13 protein-coding genes are annotated in these 23,037 nt (G+C 46.8%); 9 read left to right on the forward strand and 4 right to left on the reverse strand.

Features of this window, described 5'->3' with window-relative positions; translation table 11 throughout:
• Positions 1-29 precede the first annotated feature (29 nt).
• The 6 genes from GV030_RS11795 (at position 30) to GV030_RS11820 (ending at position 12,488) form a co-directional block, all read left to right on the forward strand.
• Entirely contained in the window at positions 30-4,931 is a 4,902-nt protein-coding gene (locus tag GV030_RS11795; RefSeq protein WP_159582512.1) for a hypothetical protein, read from the forward strand.
• Between the two features lie 50 nt (positions 4,932-4,981).
• Positions 4,982-6,349, forward strand: coding sequence for a dipeptidase (locus tag GV030_RS11800; protein WP_159582513.1), 1,368 nt, complete (start codon positions 4,982-4,984; stop codon positions 6,347-6,349).
• Between the two features lie 34 nt (positions 6,350-6,383).
• A complete protein-coding gene (locus tag GV030_RS11805) occupies positions 6,384-8,336 on the forward strand; it encodes a protein-disulfide reductase DsbD (protein WP_159582514.1) in 1,953 nt (650 codons plus the stop codon).
• A 20-nt stretch (positions 8,337-8,356) separates the two neighbouring features.
• Positions 8,357-9,655: a peptidoglycan DD-metalloendopeptidase family protein gene (locus GV030_RS11810; RefSeq protein ID WP_159582515.1), complete on the forward strand. Its 1,299-nt coding sequence runs from the start codon at positions 8,357-8,359 to the stop codon at positions 9,653-9,655.
• A gap of 71 nt (positions 9,656-9,726) precedes the next feature.
• Positions 9,727-10,416 (forward strand): OmpA family protein, encoded by a 690-nt coding sequence (locus GV030_RS11815; protein ID WP_159582516.1) that lies wholly within the window; start codon positions 9,727-9,729, stop codon positions 10,414-10,416.
• Positions 10,417-10,427: 11 nt separating this feature from the next.
• Complete coding sequence (locus tag GV030_RS11820; RefSeq protein ID WP_159582517.1) at positions 10,428-12,488, forward strand: OmpA family protein; 2,061 nt, start codon at positions 10,428-10,430, stop codon at positions 12,486-12,488.
• A 3-nt stretch (positions 12,489-12,491) separates the two neighbouring features.
• Here GV030_RS11820 and GV030_RS11825 read toward each other — a convergent pair whose 3' ends face one another.
• Complete coding sequence (locus GV030_RS11825) at positions 12,492-13,271, reverse strand: hypothetical protein (RefSeq protein ID WP_159582518.1); 780 nt, start codon at positions 13,269-13,271, stop codon at positions 12,492-12,494.
• Positions 13,272-13,390: 119 nt separating this feature from the next.
• Here GV030_RS11825 and GV030_RS11830 point away from each other — a divergent pair, with 119 nt between their 5' ends.
• The 3 genes from GV030_RS11830 to GV030_RS11840 all read left to right on the forward strand — a co-directional run bounded on the left by GV030_RS11830 (position 13,391) and on the right by GV030_RS11840 (position 17,973).
• Positions 13,391-14,794: an aldehyde dehydrogenase family protein gene (locus GV030_RS11830; RefSeq protein WP_159582519.1), complete on the forward strand. Its 1,404-nt coding sequence runs from the start codon at positions 13,391-13,393 to the stop codon at positions 14,792-14,794.
• A gap of 17 nt (positions 14,795-14,811) precedes the next feature.
• Entirely contained in the window at positions 14,812-15,204 is a 393-nt protein-coding gene (locus tag GV030_RS11835; protein ID WP_159582520.1) for a hypothetical protein, read from the forward strand.
• Positions 15,205-15,318: 114 nt separating this feature from the next.
• Entirely contained in the window at positions 15,319-17,973 is a 2,655-nt protein-coding gene (locus GV030_RS11840; RefSeq protein ID WP_159582521.1) for an AsmA-like C-terminal region-containing protein, read from the forward strand.
• Positions 17,974-18,026: 53 nt separating this feature from the next.
• On the opposite strand, the gene GV030_RS11845 is transcribed toward GV030_RS11840, so the two are convergent.
• From GV030_RS11845 to GV030_RS11855, 3 genes are all read right to left on the reverse strand, one after another.
• Positions 18,027-20,363: a TonB-dependent receptor gene (locus tag GV030_RS11845; protein WP_159582522.1), complete on the reverse strand. Its 2,337-nt coding sequence runs from the start codon at positions 20,361-20,363 to the stop codon at positions 18,027-18,029.
• A 69-nt stretch (positions 20,364-20,432) separates the two neighbouring features.
• Positions 20,433-22,061 (reverse strand): STN domain-containing protein, encoded by a 1,629-nt coding sequence (locus GV030_RS11850; protein WP_159582523.1) that lies wholly within the window; start codon positions 22,059-22,061, stop codon positions 20,433-20,435.
• Positions 22,049-23,035, reverse strand: a complete 987-nt coding sequence (locus GV030_RS11855; protein WP_159582524.1) for a FecR family protein — start codon at positions 23,033-23,035, stop codon at positions 22,049-22,051. Before GV030_RS11855 ends, GV030_RS11850 begins: the two co-directional genes overlap by 13 nt.
• Between the last annotated feature and the right edge of the window lie 2 nt (positions 23,036-23,037).

Consider the following 23,037-nt stretch of genomic DNA (forward strand, 5'->3'; position numbering starts at 1 on the left):
TCTCTAAGCATTTCTCTAAATTTATCATCATGAAGCGCCTAGGCCTGTTTGTTTTAATTGGAATGGCCCTCCTGTCGGAGGTTCAGGCACAGCGATCGTTTTCGGATGATAAGGCCACATTTTTTAATCAGGTAATGACCCGATTAAGGGCTTTGGATACAGAGCCAGCCCGAAAGGTGGCGTTCGATTTTAACAACGCCTGGACTGGCGCCTTCACTTCTGCCAATCAGGACATGATCCACTCCATTGCCCTTCAAATGGACAAAAAGGGCTATGGATTTGATCCTTTTTTCTGGTACTATTTTAGTTACCTGGCGTTCGCCAATGCTCAGGCCAACCTTCCTTCCAGCGACATTGCTCAGGTTCTCAAGATCAATGACCAGATGGTGAAGACCATGAACAGGGAGGAATATCGCAACTTTCTTCTGGGCCTGAACATGTTTATGGCAAGGAGAATTATCGGCAAATCCAAAAATGTTTTAGCACTCACGGACAATGGCACGTTCCAGTTCAAGTTATTGGACGAATACATAGAGCCGGTGGAGCAGATCGAAGAGCCGATAGAGGAAAAGGAACCCCTAAACCCTCCGGACAATAAAGGAAGTCTGTGGAGTGGACCACAGAATGATGACTGGAATTCCGGACAGAATGATCCCTGGGCAGATGATGCTGATCCGTGGGGTGACCAAAAGGATGACCCCTGGGCGGATGATGCTGACCCCTGGGCAGATGATGGGAAGTCCTCTTATGATGACAACTGGGTGGATAGCGAAAATGTCTGGGGCTATGACGACTCGGGAGAGGTATTTGAAGAAAAGGCAGACCGGCAATTTGTGGAAACCATTGCTCAGGATTATGTGGCAGGGCTTCAGGCGAAATACAGACATCCTGCTCTGGAAGGTCCTGCCATTCAACTGGAAAACAATAGTATGCTCATCGTTACACCTTATGATTCTATGAGGATTAAAGAAACAGACGGCACGTTTTTATTGAAGAATCGCGTATACGCTGGAGAGAATGCAGTGATTAACTGGCCAGCAGACAATAAAAATTTCAAGGGAGCCGTGGTAAACCTAGGTAAATTTTACATCCGTGCCGATCGGGCTGATTTCTGGTCGCCCAACGCCACACTAACGTTCCCAAAACTGTTTCAGGGTAGTGTAAGTGGGGCTTATGAATTCAAAAGCCAAACCCGAAAGCCCAACCAGCTCAGTAATTTCCCAAAGTTCACCTCGAATGAATCCAATATTGACCTGATCCTGCCCATGACAAATGTCAGGTACAGAGGAGGCATCGAAATCAGCGGAAACAGATTGTCCGGAGCTTCCGTTTCCAGAAGACTCGGGAAACTGACCCTATTGGATGGCAAGGGTAATCAGGCTATACTCCGCAGTGAGCGGTTCGAATTTAGAGCCGACAGTGTGATCACTTCTGCCAGTGCCAGACTCACCATCAAGCACGGAAGCGATTCCCTTATTCACCCTTCTGTAGAGGTTTTCTACGATACCAAAACAAGGAAACTGGCTTTGCTCCGAACCAAGGAATACAACGTTACTCCTTTCGTGAGCAGCTATTTTCAGGTGAATGTGAATGCTCAGATCATCAATTGGGATATGAAAACCGATTCCATCAACTTTTCTATTCTCAATGGGAAAGATCTGATTCCCGTCACCATAGAGTCCAGGGACTTTTTCAGTCAGGAGCGTTTCAGTCGACTGAGTGCTGGTTTTCAGTTTCACCCGGTGATTACCAGCGTATTTTATGCCAATAAATTTAATACCCGTGAATTTGCGGATCGGGAGATCGCCAATCATTTCAATGTGCCCCTCAAGCAGGTAAGGGGAGCGATGAAGCTTCTGAAGCAATTTGGTTTTGCTAAGTACAATCCTGAGACAGGTCTGGTGCAATTGAACGATAAGGCTTTTCATTACCACGATGCCTCAGGTCAGAAGGTGGACTACGATAACCTGCTGATCCCATCTCTATCGCCGAACTTACCCAATGCTACCTGGAGACTGGACTCTGGGGATATGAAAGTAACGGGAGTCAGTCGTTTTTACTACACCTCAGATTTTAAGGTATATGCCGAACCAAAGGATCAGGTAATGACCCTCTTGAAGGGGCGCAATATCGAAATGGACGGCATGGTGAACGCCGGGGATTTTCAATACAAAGGAAAACATTATCTCTTTGACTATGATCAGTTTTTGATCAACCTCCAGCAGGTGGATTCCATTCGGATTCAGGTAGAGCTGCCGGACTCACTGAAGCAGGCAGGCCAGGAGAAGGTGTCTTTACAAAACCACCTCAACGAGACCTCTGGCACGCTGTACCTGGATGATCCGAGAAATAAATCAGGATTGAAATCCTCAGCGGCCTTTCCTGATTTTGTGTCAGAGTCAGATGCCATCGTATATTTTGATGGGCCCGAGGTGCTCAATGGAGCTTATGACAAGTCGGTGAAGTTTATTATCCCACCATTTGATTCTGATAGCCTCAGTAGCCAGGAGGCCATTCGATTTGATGGAACATTCAATTCAGGTGGGATTTTTCCCAACTTTGAAGAGACACTGAGCCTGCAACCGGATCAATCCTTAGGCTTTATCCATCAAATCCCACCAGAGGGATATACCCTTTATGGGACCACAGCGCGTACCTATGAGAATATCCGGCTGAGTAATCAGGGGATGCGAGGGAAGGGAAAGATTGATTTCATTACCTCCACCATTTATTCCAAGGACTTTGTCTATTATCCCGATTCTGTGGCGGCATATGGCACAGGAGGGGTTATCCGTCCGGGAGAGGCCAACGGCTCCAGCTATCCTGAAGCTGTACTAGGTCCCTACCGCATGCACTGGGAGCCCCGTATTGACAGTATGTTTCTGAGAAATATCCGTAAGCCCTTCAAGTTTTACAATGCAACAGCAGAACTGGATGGAGCGGTAAACATCACTTCAAGGGGTGTATATGGTGTGGGTACTATGCTGACCCGGGGATCCAGAGCCGTGTCTCAGGAACTCACCTTCAAGGAATTTTCCTATAGTGCCAGACATGCCAAGTTTGCCATTCTGACCAACAACCCAGACAAGCCCGCCATGGCGGGAGATGACATCCGCCTCAACTTTGATCTGAAAAACGGCACTGCCCTTATTCAACCGGAAAAGGCCGGGGTGGCAGCACTCTCTTTTCCTTATGCCCAAATGAGAACCTCCATTACCAATGCCGTTTGGAACCTGGATGATTCTACCGTGACGATGACCAAGCCTAAGAATGTGCCCATAGCAAGCTCTTACTTCTATACAACCAGAAAGGATCTGGATTCACTGGCATTCAATGCCGAGCAGGCTACCTATGATTTCAACAGCAGGGAGCTGAACGTGAAAGGAATCCCATATATCATCGTGGCTGATGCCAAAATCATTCCTGAGAATAATGAAACAACGATTCTCGAAAATTTTGAGCTGCAATCCTTCAATAATGCGGAGTTGATTATTGACACCCTGAATGCGTATCACTATCTCTATAATGGAGAGGTAAAGATTATCTCGAGAAATAAATTTATAGGGTCAGCCATGTACCGCCTGGTGTCAGGAGCAGACACTTTCGCCATCAAGTTTGATCAGTTTGTGCTGAGTGAGGTTTTTGTGGATGGCAAACCAAAACTGATGACAACATCTGGCGGAGAAGTGCTTGCAAAGGAGAACCTGATCATTGCCCCGGGTTTCTATTATAAGGGGGCTGCAAAGATGTTTGCTTACAAAAAAGCCCTCGAACTCAATGGCGCAGTGAAGCTGATGCTTTCTGATCCAGCGTATGACTATTGGATCCTGTTTGAGCGCAAGGATAACAATCCGGAAATAGCCATAGACGTAGAAACAGCACTGTACGACAATGAAGACCCGGTTGTTGCCGGCCTTCAGTATGACCTCAGGGGTAGTTTGTACTCTACTTTTTTAGCTGATAAGAAGAACGACTCGGATGAAGACTTCTTCAAGGCGAAGGGAATCCTTACCTACGATACCGCATCGTTGAGCTATCGCATTGAGAAACCCTCCAAGACCCTGGGAGAAAGTTATGATGGTCACACGCTGATTTATGATGACAAGACCAAGAACATCATTTTTGAAGGACCGGTAAGTTTCTTTAGTCCATATGCTCAAAAAGTGACGATTGAAGCCAGTGTTTTGGGAAATGGGAATGCAACCTCCAACGAGTATAACATTGATGCATTTCTGGCGATTACGCTACAAAATTCCCAGACTTTTATGGAACTGATGTCTGAAGACCTTCTGGACATCATAGAAAGGCTGGGTCCTCCGCTGGCCAATGATATTTCCCTGGAGTTGCTTTACAAGCTCGCCAATTTTACTTCTGACAAAGTGGCGAAGGCTTATGAAAAAGCCAGTTTGAAGGACTACAAACCCTTGTATACCTCCGCAGAAAACCTTGAAAAATCATTGGTCATTTCAGGAGTGAAAATGAAATGGTCTCAGGCGCACAAGTCCTTTTATAATACCACCAAGTTGGCCATCTCCAATATTTACGACAATGACGTGAACGCCAAACTGGATGGGTTTATTGAGATCAAAAAGGATGATTCTAACAATGATGCGATGAACATTTTCATTCAGGCGGCACCTGGTACCTGGTATTTTATCAGCTACGCTTCCAACAACCTGCTGATGTACTCTTCCAACAGTAAGTTTAATGATGAGGTAACTGCCAAATCGAACTATGGAAAATCAAAACCTGGAGAGTTGGTGCTGGTGCTGGGAGATGAAAATGAGACCCTATCATTCATTAATGATTTCCGTGAAAAATACTTCGGTATCACCGATCCTTATGACCTGGTATCTCCAGACGAAGTAAATCTGGACGATGAAACCTTTGATACCATAGAAGAGTCTGATGACGATGGTTTTGGCTTTTGATACAAGGCCTATATTTGCAGCTCAAATAATCAACAAAATAGATAACCCTAATGGACGCAATCCAACATTTTCAATCTAATAAAGAAAGATACCTAGAAGAACTGCTCGACCTCCTCAGGATCCCCTCTGTGAGTGCAGACTCCAAGTTTAAGGGCGATGTACGAAAGGCCGCGGAATTTATCAAAGCAAAATTTGAAGAAGCTGGCGCAGATACAGTGGAGCTGGTGGAAACCCCGGGCCACCCCATTGTGTACGCCGAAAAAATCATTGATCCAAAGCTACCCACGGTATTGGTATATGGCCACTACGACGTGCAGCCCGCAGACCCCTATGAGCTTTGGGATTCCCCCCCTTTTGAGCCGGTGATCAAAAATGAGCGCATTTATGCACGTGGCGCTTGTGATGACAAAGGCCAGATGTACATGCATGTGAAGGCGTTTGAATCTTTGGTGAAGTCCGGGTCCTTGCCCTGCAATGCCAAGTTTATGATAGAAGGAGAGGAGGAAGTGGGCTCGTCGCATCTGGAGACTTTCGTCAAAGAGAATAAAAAGAAGCTGGCTGCAGATGTGATTTTGATCTCCGACACCTCTATTATTAGCAATGATACTCCGTCCATTACCGTAGGCCTGCGTGGACTCAGCTATCTGGAAGTGGAAGTGACAGGCCCCAACAGAGATTTGCACTCCGGTGTATATGGCGGAGCAGTCGCCAACCCGATCAATGTGCTGTGTGATATGATCGCCAGCTTGCAGGATAAGGAGGGACACATCACCATTCCTGGTTTTTATGATAAGGTGGAAGACCTGAGCACCGAACAAAGATCCGAAATGGCCAAAGCGCCCTTCGACCTGGAGGCCTATAAGAAAGACCTGAAGATCAATGATGTGAAAGGAGAAAAGGGCTATTCTACCATAGAAAGAACCGGAATCAGACCTACTTTGGATGTGAACGGCATTTGGGGAGGATACATAGGTGAAGGCGCAAAGACAGTATTGCCATCCAAGGCCAATGCCAAGATTTCTATGAGGCTGGTACCGCATCAGGACAGTGATGAGATCACCGAAATTTTCACCAAACACTTTGAATCCATTGCACCAAAATCCGTGAAGGTGAAAGTGACACCACACCACGGTGGAGAACCAGCCGTCATTTCTACTACCTCTCCAGCCTATCAGGCGGCCAGCAGGGCCTTTGAGGAGGCATGGGGTAAAAAGCCAATCCCAACGCGGGAAGGCGGAAGCATCCCGATTGTGGCGTTATTTCAAAAAGAACTGGCACTCGATCCTATATTAATGGGTTTTGGACTGGATTCAGATGCCATCCATTCACCCAACGAAAGCTATGGCTTGTTCAATTTTTACAAGGGCATAGAAACGATTTCGCATTTTTATCGGTTTTTCAGTGAACTAGAAAAATAGGACAGGCCCAAGCGGTTTGTAAAATGACTACTCAATGAGGAAAATATTGTTTTTGACAGCTGTGCTCTGGGGGAGTTTTTCTCAGGCACAGGTGCTCCACCCAGCTACCTGGAAGGTCTCAGTTTCACCATCAACACCCAATGCAGGAGAGGAAGTGATCATTTCTTTCGATGTGAAAATTGATGAAAAATGGTACCTCTATTCTAATGATTTCGACCCTGATCTGGGGCCGATGTTGGCGGAGTTTGTTTTTGAACCTCATGTCGGCTATGAGTTGGTGGGGGAAACACTCCCTATCAATCCGAAGCGTAAATATGACTCTCTTTGGGAGGGCGAAGTGAGCATCTTTTATGAGAAAGCGCGCTTCACGCAAAAGGTCAAAATCCTTGATCCCGATTATGTGATCAAGGGTACCTATGAGTTTCAGGTGTGTACCGATGCTACTGGCAAATGTATTCCCGGCGATGGTGAGTTTGAATTCCGAGGAAGGAAAGCGGGGACAGCAGGAGCGAAAGAATCTACGGGGTTGCTCCAGAAGCGTGACTCTACGGATCCCTATTCGCTGCTTTCGTTTATGCTGGTGGCCTTTTTGGCCGGGTTGGCGGCATTGCTCACACCCTGCGTCTTTCCCATGATTCCCATGACGGTCACGTACTTCACCGGCAAGGACAATCACAAAAAGGGGCGTCTCATCAATAGCTTCTTTTATGGATTCTGCATTATTTTGATTTATTCCCTCATTGGGGCGGTGCTGTCTCCCTTTATGGGACCGGAAACCGCCAACGACCTGGCCACAGGTTGGCTACCCAATGTGTTGTTTTTTATCGTGTTTGTGGTTTTTGCGCTTTCCTTTTTTGGATTGTTCGAAATCACCCTGCCACACCGGTGGGTGAATAACGTGGATCAACTGGGAGACAAAGGAGGGTTAATAGGCATATTCTTTATGGCACTCACGCTCGTTTTGGTTTCCTTCTCCTGTACGGGCCCTATTGTAGGGAGCATTTTGGTGGAGTCGGCCGGAGGCCTTTCGCTCAAGCCAATACTTGGGATGTTTGCCTTTTCCGCCGCCTTTGCGATTCCTTTTTCACTATTTGCCCTTTTCCCCAATTGGCTGAAGTCGCTCCCCAAGTCGGGTGGCTGGCTGAATTCTGTAAAGGTGGTGCTGGGATTTCTGGAGCTGGCATTGGCCTTTAAGTTTTTGAGCATTGCCGACCAGGCGTACCACTGGGGGATTTTGGACAGAGAGATCTACCTGGCCATCTGGATTGTCATCTTCACGATGCTGGCGTTTTATCTGTTAGGAAAAATAAAGCTCCCAGGAGACAGTGAGTTAAAGACCGTATCAGTGTCCAGACTCATGCTGAGCATGGCCACTTTTGCGTTTGTGGCCTATCTTATCCCGGGCATGTTTGGCGCACCCCTGAAAGCGCTTGCAGGTTATCTGCCTCCGGTGTCCACGCACGATTTTGATTTGGTTAGCGAGATCAGGGATTCTGGTTTGCCCCTGGATACCCCAAAAGGGTGCGAGGAACCACTATACGCTGATTTTCTACATTGGCCTCATGGTCTCAGAGGGTATTTTGATTACGATCAGGCACTGGCCTGTGCGCAGAAAGTGAATAAACCCGTATTCGTAGACTTCACTGGTCATGGGTGCGTGAACTGCCGTGAAATGGAGGCACGGGTCTGGTCAGAACCGGCGGTGCTGAATCGACTCAGAGAGGATTTTGTCTTGTTGGCCCTTTATGTAGATGACAAGACAGAGCTTTCAGAAGACCAGTGGTATACGTCTGAGTATGATGGCAAGATCAAGAAAACCATTGGTAAGCAGAATGCGGATTTTCAGATCACCAGGTATGGCAACAATGCCCAGCCCTATTATCTCATTCTTTCGCCTGACGGGACGATTCTTACGGAACCCAAGGCTTATGATTTAAATGTTGATAACTTTGTATTGTTTTTGGAGCAGGGAAAGACTGCAATGTGAAACTGAGCGTTTGAGCGGATATGTCGAAGAAAATTGTATTTGGAATTGGTGTGGTGTTGGCCGTCATGTTGGTTTACTTCTACGGAAGTACAAATGAAGGCCTTGAGATTGAAACTATTTCCATAGAGGAGCCCGATTCTTTATTTCAGGAAATCCTGCCAGAGCCAACCCTCCTATACGGGATCGCCATCGACTCTTTTGATGTGTTTGAAGGGAAAGTAAAATGGAGCCAGAACATTTCTGAAATTCTTTCCAGCTTTAATATATCCAGGGAAGATATCTACGCCCTGGCAAATGCCTCAAAAGGAGTTTTTGATGTGCGAAAGCTCAAAGCCGGATATCCATTTACCATTATTCATGAGCGGGATGAGCTGAAAACAGCACGTCAGTTCATCTTTGAGCCGGATCCGACCCAGTACGTCATTTTTAATCTCTCAGACTCCATCTATGTGCAGAGTGTGGCCAAGCCCGTGGTCCGCGAGGAGCGCGTACTCACGGCAAAAATCGAATCGAGTGTTTATGAAGCCGTGTTGGCTGAAGGTGCTTCTCCTCTTTTGGTGAATAAGCTGGTAGATATTTTTGCCTGGCAGGTGGATTTTTTCCGAATCCAGAAGGGAGATGAGTTCAGGGTCATTTATGACCAGAGAAGTGTAGATGGTGAAGTGGTGAGCGTTGATAGAATATTGGGTGCTTACTTTAAGCATTTTGATAAAGAGTACTTCGCGGTATACTATAATCAAGAAGGACAGGAGGACTATTTTGATGAAGACGGTAACAGCCTCAGAAAGACTTTTCTAAGAGCGCCACTCAATTACTCCAGGATCAGCTCACGATACAGCCCACGCAGGTACCACCCTGTGCAGAAGCGCTACAAGGCACATCTGGGAACAGATTATGCTGCACCTGTGGGGACAGAAATTCGAAGTGTTGGAGATGGGGTGATTTTGGAGGCCAAGTACGGTCAGTACAACGGAAACTATGTCAAAGTGAAGCATAACAGTAACTATACTACACAGTACCTGCACATGTCCAAAATAGCCAAAGGGATACGGCCCGGAGTGACTGTAAAACAGGGTCAAACCATCGGATATGTGGGTAGTACTGGGCTAGCCAATGGGCCTCACTTGTGTTTCAGGTTCTGGAAAAATGGGATTCAGGTAGATGCCTTGAAAGTAGATTTACCACCCTCAGAGCCTATTGACCCTAAAAAATTGAAGGACTTCCTGCACGTAAAAAATGTGATGATCAACAAATTAATGAAGATCAAGGAAGACTCTGCAAAGCCAATGCTTGCTCAGATACCGCTTTCTCAGAAGTAAGCAATACAGGTACAGGATTTTAATATTTAGATTTATTTCCGTTAATTTGGTTCAAAACCAAACCTAAAATCATGTACAGAACTTTACTGAGTCTGATTTTGATCACTGCCGCACTCATATCCCAAGGTCAGGCCATAGATAAATATGTAAGGTTTAATGGGAAAGTACTCAGCCAAAAGGATTCCTCAGGCATCTCAGCATCCATTTACTATGAAAAGCTGCCGTACTATGATGATATGGGTACTGCAAAGAGTGGTCCTCAGGGCAACTATGAATTCTATTTGATCAATGGAGACAAGTATAATTTTCGAATTACGCTCAATGGGTTTTTAGAACTGACCCGTGAATTAACAGTCACCAACGCAAATGGCGACGGGTCTATGAATTTCGATTTTTATCTAGAGCCAGAAGAAGAGCCTGAGCTGATCACCCTGAATAACCTGATCTTTGCCAGGGGGAGTGACGTGATCACCGAGAGTTCTTTTGAAGAACTGGACAACCTGGTAGAGTACCTCGATAGTAGACCTTCCCTCATTATCCAGCTGGAAGGGCATACCGATTTTGCAGGAAACCCAGAGGCCAATATGTCACTCTCGGAAGCCAGGGTTGTGGCTGTAAAAGAATACCTTGTGAGCAAGGGTGTAAAAAAGAACAGGGTTTTAACCAAAGCCTTTGGTGGTAGCCAACCACTTTATACTGAAAGGACCGATGAAGCGAAAACCAAGAATCGCCGGGTAGAAGTTCGTGTCATCAGTAGATAATACCAAGCCTTATGAAAAAATCAGTCGCCGTTTACCTTTTTGCCTATTTTGTTACACTTTCAACCTTCGCGCAGGAAACTGTGGTTTGGGGATCGCAAGTGGTGGATGTCTCAAGTGAGTATTCGCCATTGGAATATTCTGCTATTCAGGCGCTACACAAGCCGAATGTGATGCCATCAGGTGGGGACAACCCTAACGCCTGGAGACCAAAGTCTGAGAATGGGGAGGAATTCATCATGGTTTCATTCGACAAGCCCATCAGAGCCAAGCAGGTGGCCATTGCTGAATCAGAAAATCCGGGTGCAGTGACGAGGGTCTACGCTTATGACAATGAATACAATGAGTACACGCTGTTTGAACTTACTCCCCGTGCTATTCCTATAGACAGCCGGTTGCTGAACCTTTTCTTTGACGATACCCCCTACGAAATCTATGCCATCAAGGTATTTATAGATGGAGAAGCGGTACCAGGCTACAATGCCATCGATGCGATAGGTATCTCAGCGTCCAATTTGCCGATTTCGGTACTTATTAATTTGGTCCCGGGCATGGCCCAGAATAAAGAGGCAGATAAACTCTCGACAAACGTAAATAGTCCGTACATCGAGCACAGCCCTATCATTTCCCCAGATGGGAAGCACCTTTATTTTAGTAGAAGGTACCACCCCGACAATGTAGGCGGAGTGGATGATGTGGAGGATATCTGGGTTTCGGATCTTGACCCGAAAACGGGCGAATGGTTACCAGCAAAGAATATTGGGCCACCGCTGAATACGGAAGGGCCAAATTTTATTTCCTCTATTACCATGGTGGATGGAGAAGAGGTGCTGGTATTGGGCAACAGATACGGAAAAAAGGGCCGGATGTACACGGGAGTGTCCGTGTCCAGGCGAAAGGGAGACAAATTCGACGACCCAGTTGCAGTGGAGGTCACCAATGATTACAACTATTCGCCAAAGGTGGACTATTTTCTCTCTGCTTCGGGTAAGGCGATGGTCATAGCGGCAGAAAGAGATGATTCTTATGGTGGACGTGATCTATACGTTTCTTTCGATCAGGGCGGCACCTGGTCGGAACCCAAGAACCTTGGAGATGAGATCAATACAGCAGCGGATGATTTTTCACCATTTTTGGGCATTGATGAGAAGACGCTCTATTATTCTACTTCAGGACTGAGCGGATATGGAGGGTCTGATATCTATGTAACCATTCGCTTGGATAAGACCTGGGAACGCTGGTCTGACCCGGAAAATCTTGGATCCAGTGTCAACTCCAAAGGAGATGATCAGTATTTTAGTATTCCTTCTTCTGGAAAGCACATCTATTTCTCAAGAGGAACCATAGATGATGATACGGATATCTTCAGGTTTAAGGCCGATGATATTTTTTTGGATAAAGGCAGTCCTCTTATGGAAACCGTGGGACACCTCACCACAGACAAGCCAGATGCTTATTTTGCCACCATCAAAGGACGTGTGATGGAGCAAGGCACGAACATGCTGATGCCGGGCGTGCACATGGTGTTGGAGCGCTTACCAGATGGTGTTGATATTGGTCAGGTGAGGTCTGATGAAAATGGAATTTTTGAGATGACTGTGCGTGGTGGAGCCCGCTATGGCCTGTTGGCCAAGCATCCGGGTTATATCTCTACTAATGAAAACTTTGATCTGAATAAACTGGCCTCCAATGACTCCATCGTGGTGGATATCTATCTGTCGCAGATTAAAAAGGGAGCGAGCATCGTGCTTAAGAACATTTTCTTCGACTTTGACCAGGCTGTACTTAAAACTTCATCTTATCCGGAGCTAAGCAGATTGCTGGAATATATGCAGAGCGGTGAGATCAAGAAGGTGGAGGTATCTGGGCATACTGACTCCAGAGGAGACGCAGACTATAACCAGAGATTGTCACAGCGAAGGGCGCAGGCGGTTACAAACTACCTCAGACAAAATGGGATCACGGCTGATCGAATCGTGACAATGGGATATGGTGAAGCACAACCTATAGATACTAATGACACGAGCGCGGGAAGGCAAAAGAACAGAAGGGTGGAATTTAAGATTGCAGAATAAGCCTTAACGATTTGCAAAGACTTTTTGAATCTCCTTTATCCTTTGACTTGGGTAGAGGAGATTTGCTTTATTCAGGAGGCTGGAAGCCAACTCAACCTCACCCTGGTTGAATGCATTGATGGCCAGGTTGAAATATTGTAGGCCGGCAAGTTCATTCAAGGTAATTCTGTTATTGATATGACTGGAATATTGATGGCCATTGCTTCCCACCGGCACGTTTGAGTTTTGTGGAGACACCTCTCCGGTAAGGTACTGGTTGATGTGTTCGGATATTTCGTCAGAGCGGTTCACAAAACCATAGTAAGGGTCGGTGGATTCCAATAGCACACTGTCCCCATTGACACTCGCAACCAGAAAAACGTGGAAGTCAAACTCATAAATGGAGTAGTCTACGCCCAATTCGGATAAAATAATGGCATAAAGAGCCGTGCCAGTGAGACAATCGTATTTTCCATCCTGGAGCAGGTCACTCAAAGTCACATAGTTTTCGTACCAGTCTAAACTTTTTCGGTGTGTGTAGTAGAAGGCCTTTTCTATCAGGGCGATACTTTTGTCACCCCGATGTTTATTCTTCAGCTTGAGCACCAGCTGCTCTATTTCATCCCTATAAGCGCTATATTTATTGTGATCAACCTGATCGTCGGAGGCAAGCAGAATCTGGATGGGATCACCTGAGGCGAATGCTTGTTCTTCAAAAGAGGAATGAAACAGCGGCGCTTCCTGACCATGGGCCATGCCCGATGCCAGAAATAAGATGAACAATATGCCGATAAAACTTTTCATTCGTAACCTTATGATGTCGCACCTGTGGTTGGAGTTGTTAGCCTAGGTTTACCTTAATGTTACGTGAAAGTTAACAAAATGATAACAGGTTAACAAATTATTAATAAACGACACAGCCCATGAACCCCAATACAGGTGACCTGAATGCAACAGCCCTTTTTGAAAGTCAAAAGAAAGCGGCTCTGCTCAACCGAGCAGGACATTGGAAAGATCGACGTAGGAAACTCCACCAGTTGGAAAAATGGATACTTGAGCACCGTGATCAAATACACCATGCAGTGTTTAAGGACCTTGCGAAACCCGCCTCCGAAGTGGACATTACCGAGGTATACCCGGTCCTGTCAGAGTGTCGTCACGCCATAAGTAACCTCCGGAAATGGATGTCTCCTGAGCCCATAAATGGAAGTCTTTCTTTTCTGGGGACTTCAGCTTACGTTCAGTATGAGCCTAAAGGAACCTCATTGATCATTTCACCCTGGAACTACCCGATTCTATTGGCCATCGGCCCTGTTGTTTCGTCCATTGCGGCTGGTAATACCGTAGTGCTCAAGCCGTCAGAGTTTACTCCGGCAACTAACCGGGTAATCAGGGAGATGATCGAATCGCTTTTTCCCAGTGATCAGGTGGCCACGCTGGAGGGGGATGCTGCGGTGGCTTCTGAGCTACTAAGCCTTCCCTATGACCACATTTTCTTTACAGGAAGCCCCGCTGTAGGAAAGGTGGTAATGACTGCCGCGGCAAAAAATCTAACCTCGGTGACACTGGAGCTGGGAGGGAAGTCACCAACCATCGTAGATGAAACCGCTGACATTGCTGATGCTGCAAGAAAAATCACCTGGGGTAAATGGACCAATGCTGGCCAGACCTGCGTGGCTCCGGATTATGTTTTTGTTCACAGGTCCCGACTGGAGGCCTTGTTGGCGGGGTTACGATCAGAGGCGGAAAAGCGCTATCGGGATAAGCAGAACTATGCTTCCATTATTAATACACGACATCACGAACGATTATCCGGTGCTTTAAAAGATGCTTTGGAGCAAGGTGCCCTCCTTGAGTTTGGTGGAAATGTGGATGCCGGTGGCCTGTACATTCAGCCAACGATAGTGACTCAGGTCACAGACCAGATGCACCTGATGCAAGAGGAGATTTTTGGCCCCATACTACCCGTGATGGCCTATGATGACCTGGATGAAGTGATCCGGTACATCAACGATCGGCCTAAGCCTCTTGCCCTTTACCATTACAGTGGGAGCCGGGCCAATAAGGAGAAGGTTTTGAAGCAGACCAGCTCAGGGTCGGTGGTGATCAATGACAGTGTGTTGCAATTTGGGCATCCGCATCTTCCTATGGGTGGGGTGAACAACAGCGGACTGGGCAAATCTCATGGCAAGGCCGGATTTTTAGCTTTCAGCCATGGCAAGGCTGTATTGAAGCAAAGAGTAGGCTTTACAGTGGCACGTACCGTGTACCCACCCTATACTTCTTTCAAAAAGAAACTCATAGAATTGATGCTTAAGTATTTTTAGCATTATTTTAGCGCGTTATGAAAAGAGTTTTGGCAATTACACTTTTAGGATTTTTGGTAGCTTGTTCCGGTGGAGGTGAAAAACCTTCTGGATGGGAGGGAGAATGGACAGCTACCTGGGAAACAGACCCGGCATCTTTCGAAGGGATAGAGGGTATTTCGGATTACACCATGCCTGGCATGGTCATTTTTGGACCGGAGATGGTCAATATCAAGGCCTATGGGTTTGAGGGTTGCGTTTTTAGCAAAGACACCCTCGATCATTCTTTGAGATGGAGAGTGAGTAATGATTCCCTTATTCTGATCAATGATGAAGACACCCCCGGCATGGTCTATCAGATCAAGGAAAAAACGACGGATCTCATCCGCCTTCAGTTGATGGAGGACATTTTCCTTACGCTCGAGAAGTAAGCCTTTCCAATACCGATTCACAGCTTCAGGTGAAGGATTAGTTAATTCTCTGAACAGCTATGGCATCTATTGGTTTAATCCGTAATTTGGTAGTGATATTTAAATTTTCGGATTATGAAAAAAGTTCTCATCATTCTTGCCGTGCTTATCGGCCTTGTTTTGATTACGGCTATCGCCGTTCCCATCATTTTTAAGGATGACATTCGGGCGGCCATTGACAAGGAGCTAGACAATAGCTTAAATGCTAAAATATTTTATGATACCGAGGCTTTCAGCCTCTCCCTTTTCAAGAGTTTTCCGGACCTTTCCGTTACTGTCGGAAACTTCGGAATCGTAGGATTAGCCCCGTTCGAGCAGGATACGCTGGTATCTGTAGGGGAGTTTGGGATTACCCTGGACATCATGTCCGTGATTAGTGGGGATCAAATCAAAATTGTGAATGTGTCACTGGTGGATCCTAACATCAAGGTGATTGTGCTGGAAGATGGCACGGCCAACTATGACATAGCCAAGCCATCCGATGAGACCACCGAGGAGGAGTCGATAGCATCTGAACCCATCAGTATTCAGATTCAGGGCTGGGAGATTACCAACGCCGAGTTGATTTATGATGATGCCACACTTCCTATGGTGGCCAGTATTGGCGGCTTAAAGCACAGTGGTTCGGGTGATTTTTCTCAGGATGTTTTTGACATGTCTACCTCCACAACTGTTGAATCATTTTCACTCACTTATGATGGGGTAGAGTACATTAGCAACAAACAATTGGTGGCGGATATCGTGATGGCGATGGATCTGGCTAACATGAAGTTTACCTTCAAGGAAAATAAAGCCAGTCTGAATGACTTTGGGTTTGGTTTTGATGGCTATGTGAGTATGCCTGGTGATGACATTGAGATGGATATCACCTATGGAGGGAAGGACATCAATCTGCTGAGCGTCTTATCCCTGATCCCGGGGGTTTATCAGGAGTATATGGATGGAGTAACTGCAACCGGCTCTGTTAACTTTAATGGAGCGGTTACGGGTGTCTACAATGAGGAGTCAATGCCCAAGGTTACTGCCAGTTTTGCAATCGCAGAGGGTAAAATATCTTATGCGGAGTATCCCATCCCAATGGAGGAGATTGTGGTCAGTGCCAAATTTGATTATCCGTCAGCGGATTTGCGGGAGACCAGTTTTGTCATGGACAAGTTTCACATGAAGCTGGATGGAGAGGAAGTTTCAGCCTATCTGTATTTTAAGGACCTGGAGGATTATTTCTGGGATTTTAACATGAAAGGCAACCTGGATCTGGAGAAATTAACCAAAGTAGTGAAGCTGGAGGATATGACCCTGAAAGGACTCGTGAGTGCAGACCTGAGTACCAAGGGACGGATGTCTGATCTGGATGCCGGACGGTATGCTTCCTTGCCTACTTCGGGCAGTTTGGGAATGGATAACTTTTATTTTGAAAGTCCTGATTTGCCACAGGGCTTTGGCATTGCCAATACCCGAATGACCTTTGATCCCGCTCGTATTGCCCTGACCAATTTCAAAGGGAACGCCGGAAAAACAGACCTCAATATGGATGGTGAGATTACCAACTATTTGCAATATGCCCTTGCCGATAGTGCCAAACTTTATGGCAAACTGAACTTTAGCTCAGCGCTGGTGGATGCCAACGAGTGGATGACCGAAGAGACCACCACCGAAGAGACTGTGGATACGGCGGCTATGGAAATGGTGCGTATTCCTGAAAATATTGATTTTGTGCTGACTTCAAAAATTGACCTGATTAAGTATGACAACCTGGAACTAAAGGATTTTGGTGGAAAGGTGATTATACGAGACGGTGCGCTTCGACTGGAAAAAGCCGGATTCAACCTCCTGGATGGTTATTTTGAGTTGAATGGTGCATACGAATCTGCAATGGCGCTTGACAAACCACTGTATGATTTTGACTTCAAAATCAAAGACTTGTCCATTGCTTCTGCTTTCGAGTCGTTTGTGACGGTGCAGAAACTGGCTCCGGTCGCTGAAAAAATGACGGGTAAGTTTTCAACAGACTTCAAAATTGGGGGAAGCCTGGGCGCTGATATGATGCCAATTTATGAAGAGATGCAAGGAGCTGGGCTCATGGAAATAGCTCAGGCCACGCTGAAAGATGTGAAGCTATTGTCTGCCGTGTCCAATGTGAGCAAGCTGAATCAGCAGGACGGAGAAGTGTCACTGAAAGATGTTTTGCTGGCAACAGAAATAAAAAATGGGCGCTTATATGTTGAACCATTTGACCTGACCATTGGTGGCAGAAAGGCGACTGTTGGAGGTAGTACAGGTGTGGACGGAAGTCTGGATTACCTGATGTCCATGGATGTGCCTTCGGGGCAGGTAGGTCAGGCGCTTAATAGTGCGATTTCTTCTTTCGCCGGCTTGGATAATGCCATTGGAAAAGACATCACCCTGAACCTGGGAATTAAGGGGACTTATGATGACCCTAAGGTGAACCTGCTCAGCGCACAGCCAGGAACCAGTGGAGGCAGCTCCAGTGTGAAGGCGGCATTGCAGGCGCAGGCCAAAGAAAAGGTGGACGCTAAGAAAGAAGAAATCAAGCAGGAGCTTGAGGCCAAAAAGGATTCGGTAACCACCGAAGTAAAGGAAAAAGTGGATGCGGCCAAAGAGGAGGTAAAGAAAGAAGTCGAAGAGACCAAGGAGGAGGTAAAAGATAAAGCCAAAGATGCAGTGAAGGATATTTTTGGTAAGAAGAAAAAAGGAGATGGGGGCAGGTAATCCCTGAAACCAGGAGAAACTTAAAGGGGCTGTGCAACACAGCCCCTTTTTTGTTAGAACTTGATCGAATAGACAATGTTGGGAATCAGTGATAGCTGCGTGCCTCGTTCTATCTCTCCGGTGGGCTCCAGGTAGTATTCCCTGATCACCGCCTGGTTGTTGGTCACGTTTTGCACATCTATTTTGAATTCACGGGTGGTGTTTTTCTTGTTTTTTCTCGTTCCCACGGTCAGATTCACAAAAAACACATCATCTCCTTTTTGTGAGAAGGGTTTGTCTTCGTGATACACCGCATGCCCTTGTTCGCGGGAGCGCTCCAGATCCAAAGGAGTATATCTGCCACCTCCCAGTAAGGCCACTTTTGCATTCACAAAAAATACTTTGTTCTTTTCCGGCCCACCGATGTTGAACTCTTTTCCTCCAATAAAATTGGCCATGTAGTTGCCATTGTAGGCGGTAGACCGCTCTGCACCATCCATGGCAGTGTAGAGCGACTGGAACAGTGACAAGGTACCCATGTAGTAGAGGCCCTGGTGAAAGAATCGCTCATAGGTGAGTTCCAGACCATAATTCCTTCCTGTCCCATCGTTGACCAACGGGCGGTTGATATAGGAGTCGGACGCATTTAGCAATGAAAAAGTGCTGGCAGGGAGATTTTCGATTGGAATGTCAAACAGATGCTGATAATAGACTTCCGCTTTGAGGTGCGCTTGCGGGCTGAGGGTGAGGTCATAGCCCAGCACCCAATGGTGTGCTTTGGAGGGTGTCAGGTTTTTATTAGGCTGTATCAGTTGTCCCTGGTCATTGGAGGTTTTGGCCAGATAGGTGGAAATGCTCTCCACCTTGCTGTGAAGACCGTAGCCCGCATTTAATGATTGGCGAGGAGTCATTTGCCATTTGAGTGCTGCCCGTGGTTCTACAGAGTGGGCATTGCTGAGGTCAAAATAAAGATAATGAATGCCCGAGGTGATGGTCCAGTCTTCATTCACTCTGTATTTCCAGCTGGTAAAGGCCTGAATGGTTTGCGACCCTCCCTGGTCAGAGAGCACATTTTCAAGGGTCTGATGATCATAGTTATATTCATTGGCCGTGGCGTCATAGCTCAGATCACTAAATATTACTCCTGTTTCTACCTTATGCTGAGCACTGATTTTGTAATTGAAGGTTGATACCGTTCTTAGAGTGGTTTTAGAGATATCCGAGTTGTAAGCATTGTAAAACTCCTTGTTATCATCCACCAGGTCATCCACGGAGTAGAGACTAGTAGCGGAGAGGGTAGCTATATTTTTCAGGTAGGCTTTATCAGATATGAAATAGACATGGGAGAGACCCAAAATGCCCAGGTCAGAATTGAATTCTCCTTTGTATGCCGGATCACCATTGTCCAGTTCTTCTTCGCTTTGAATTTTACTTTTACCACCCAGCCCAAATAGCGCCAGTGTATGTTTCCGGTTGATGGGCAGGTTCACATTGAAGGAGGCATCCTGGTATTTTGGGATTCCCCCAAAATCGAGAATACCCAGGTCTGAAAGTAGCTGGAGGGAGCTATATCGATAATTGGCGATGTACGAACCATTGTAGCCTTTTTTGAAGGGGCCCTCAGCTGTGAATTCCAGGCCGAGCGTGCTGGCTCCTGCCGTGTATTCTCTTGTTTGGTTATTACCCTTTTTGAAGCGAATGTCCATTATGCCAGATAGGGCGTTGCCATATTCAGGCGCAAATGCTCCGGAGTAAAAGTCCGAATTGTCCAGCATATTGCTATTCAGAGCATTTACTGGCCCCCCAGTAGAGCCTTCGCTTGCAAAATGATTGGGGTTTGGGATTTCTACCCCTTCCAGTTTCCACAGTAGCCCTTTTGGGGAGTTTCCTCTCACCACAATGTTATTGTCTCCCTCTGCGTCACCGGCCACACCAGCGAAGGTGGAGACCATGCGGGCAGGATCACTAAAGGCCCCTGCATACCGCTGCGTTTCTTCTACAGAAAAGGAACGTGCGCTTACCAGTGCCATTTCATTGCGGACTTCTCCCTTGTTGCGGTCTGCAGTGACCACTACTTCTGCCAGCTTTTCCACCGACTCGATCATTGATACATTGACAATGACTTCCTTGGCTGCCGTTACCAGCACGTTTGGGATCACCCGGTCTTCGTAGCCAATGTAGGTCACCATCAGGTTTACTCTTCCGAGCGGCACCCGGTCTATTCTGAACTCTCCATTGATGTCGGTTACATTTCCCAAAACAGGATCACTTCCCAGTACTCTGATGGTGGCCCCGATCAGCGGGCTCTTGGAATCTGTGTCAATCAGTTTACCCCGGATCACCTGTGTTTGGCTATAGGCATTGGAGACAATGAGAAAAAGGATAGTGAGCATTAAAAATTTAGTTTTCATAAGTGCGTTTTTTGACGATTACACACTGATGAAAACCAAAGTGGATTTTACCCCCACGTGGTGTAAAAATTAAAACCGAATGGCAGCTTCATAGCCTACCCAAGCCTTGGTAAGGGCATTTCCATCCGTTTTTTGATAGAGGGTATTGGTCCCAAATCGATCGGAGAACTCCGGGTTTTGGCCATGCCTGCCAAAGAAATAGTAATGCAGGACTGGCCCTCCGTGGATTGAGATCTTCTTAGTGAGCTGGCCTCCGATGCGTAGAGCCCAACGGAGGTCACTGTTGAACCCATCCATAAAGGCACTGTTTAGCGGCTGTAGTGTATTTATGGACAATTCTGTGGAGGCTAGCAGCACTTGATTGAGTGCCCGCTGAGTGCCAAAACCCAACCCATAGCTCCATAGCTGCCCGGCGTGAGGGTCTATGCCCGCAGAAATGATGCTGTAGAAATGATGAAGCCCTGATTTGAAAGAGAGATTATACGGCGTAATGTCGTTTGCACTCGCTTCCAGCTGATGGAGTTCGTCCTTAAAAAGGTTGATCAGCCCGATAGAAAACCCACTTTCCACTTCTTTGACCAGGTTGACAATCCCGATTTGCATGCCTTTCAAAGTGCCGGTGCGGTTGATAAAACCAGCTAATTGGATGCCCTTTAAAGTGCCCGATGTATGGTTGGCAAAGCCGGACATCTGTAACCCACGAGTTTCAGATGCTGTATTGAGAACTCCCGCCATCTGAAAGCCGACGACCTTCTTCGTATGGTTGGAGAACCCCGCAGCCTGGAACCCCGCCATGTCTTGCAAGGTGATGTTGGAAGCCCCAGCCCATTGATTGCCGTGGAAGTGGCTCCCCACAATGTTGATAGCTCCCGCCATCTGGAGACCGGAACCTTCCATACGCTCCATGTTGATAAACCCACCCAGCTCCACTCCGTGCAGCGAGTGCGCATATCCGGCAATGATATTGAACGAAACCACATTTGAGATTTTGCCTGAGATAAAACCATTGGTACTCAGCCCTGGGGTCAGAGACACCTGTGCTAGTCTGCGTTCTGTCAGGCTTACGTTATTGGCGTGTTTTCTTACTTTATTGCGCGCAAAGAACTGTACCAATTTCAAGGTGTCAGTTGGGTTCTGCTGCTGGATTTCTTTTATGGGCTTGAGCAATACGGTGAAGAAACGATCTTTTGCACTCACCTGGATCACGGTGTCCTGATAATTGGCTTTGCTGATGGCGATGAATGCCACTTCGTCGGGTACAGTGGCTGTCAGCGTGTACTTGCCAAAATGGTCAGTCATGGCTGAAGTGAGGCGGTTCACTTCATAGACACTTACTTCTGCGAGCTCCTCATGTGTATCGGCGTCCAGAATTTCTCCCTGAGTAGTAACGGAAACCTGTTTTTTAGGCTTTTCTGCCGAAACGATGATGATATAGTGGCCCCGCTCCACATAAGAGAGTTCACTGCCCAGGATTTTTTTTAAAACCAGGGCCAAAGGTTCCTGCTCTGCTTTCACGTTCACTGGCTTGTCTGGGATCAAGTCGCTGTTGTAGGCAAATTTTTTCCCGGTAAGGGTGGTCAATGTCTGGAAAACACTTTGATAGGAGGCATTTTCCAAATTCAATGACACAGCATCGTTTGACTGACCACTGGCTGAAAACACCAGCATGAAGGCAAGCAGAAAAATTACATGTCGCACCCGGCTCCTTTGATTAAGTATCCATCTTCTGTTTCGATCACCTCCAGATTCAGGCTCAACGAGATGACCTGTAAGACGGTATGGAGGTCTTCCTCTTCAAAAACGGCATTTAGCCGACATGTGTTGAGGTAGTCATTTTCCAGGGTGATGGTGATGCCATAAGCCGTCTTCAAGGTTTGAATCACACTTTCGAGTGCTTCTCCCTCAAACGTGAGTTTCCTGGTTTTCCAAAAGAGCCCCTGCCCGGTTGGATCAGAGGTGTCACTGGAGATTTGTTGATCCTTGGTCAGGTAAACACCTTTCATTCCAGCTATGAGGAGGGCCTCCTGTCCCGGACTCGCTAAGGATACCCGACCGGTCTCTACCTGCACTTCTACCCGATCACTCATCGATTTTACATTGAAAGAGGTACCCAATACCGTGATCGTGGCACCACCGGTGGTAATCACAAATGGGTTTTTGGGGTTATGAGTTACCTCAAAAAACGCCTCTCCCTCCAGAGTCAATACTCGTGACTTATCCATGTGCTCAGGATAGGTGAGTGTGGCGTTGGCATTTAGGGTAATGTCCGATCCGTCAGGAAGTCGAAGGGTCTCTATCTGTTTGGCAGAGTAAGTGATTTCTTCGGTTTGCGAGAAGAGGCTCTGGTAGAGAAATGCCATACTCGAGATGAGGACCAGTGCAGCGGCCACCTTCCACCACCATTGTATGGTAACATTGTTATGGTTGTCGTGTTCCACTTTTTTGGCTTTCACTTTCTGCCAGGCCATGCTGGTATCGATGGTAAGATCCCTGGCGCCTGAGAGTGTTCCCAGATCTGCCCAAATGGTTTGGTAGGTCACAAAGGAGTCTAAATGTTCAGGAGAGGAGTCACGCCATTCCTCAATGGTCCGCCGCTCTTCGGCACTGATTTCCTCAGAGAAGTACCGGGCCAGCGCTTCGTGATCGGGATGATATGGTTGTTTTTTCTCCATGT

The organism is Marinoscillum sp. 108 (genome assembly GCF_902506655.1).
Taxonomy (GTDB): domain Bacteria; phylum Bacteroidota; class Bacteroidia; order Cytophagales; family Cyclobacteriaceae; genus Marinoscillum; species Marinoscillum luteum.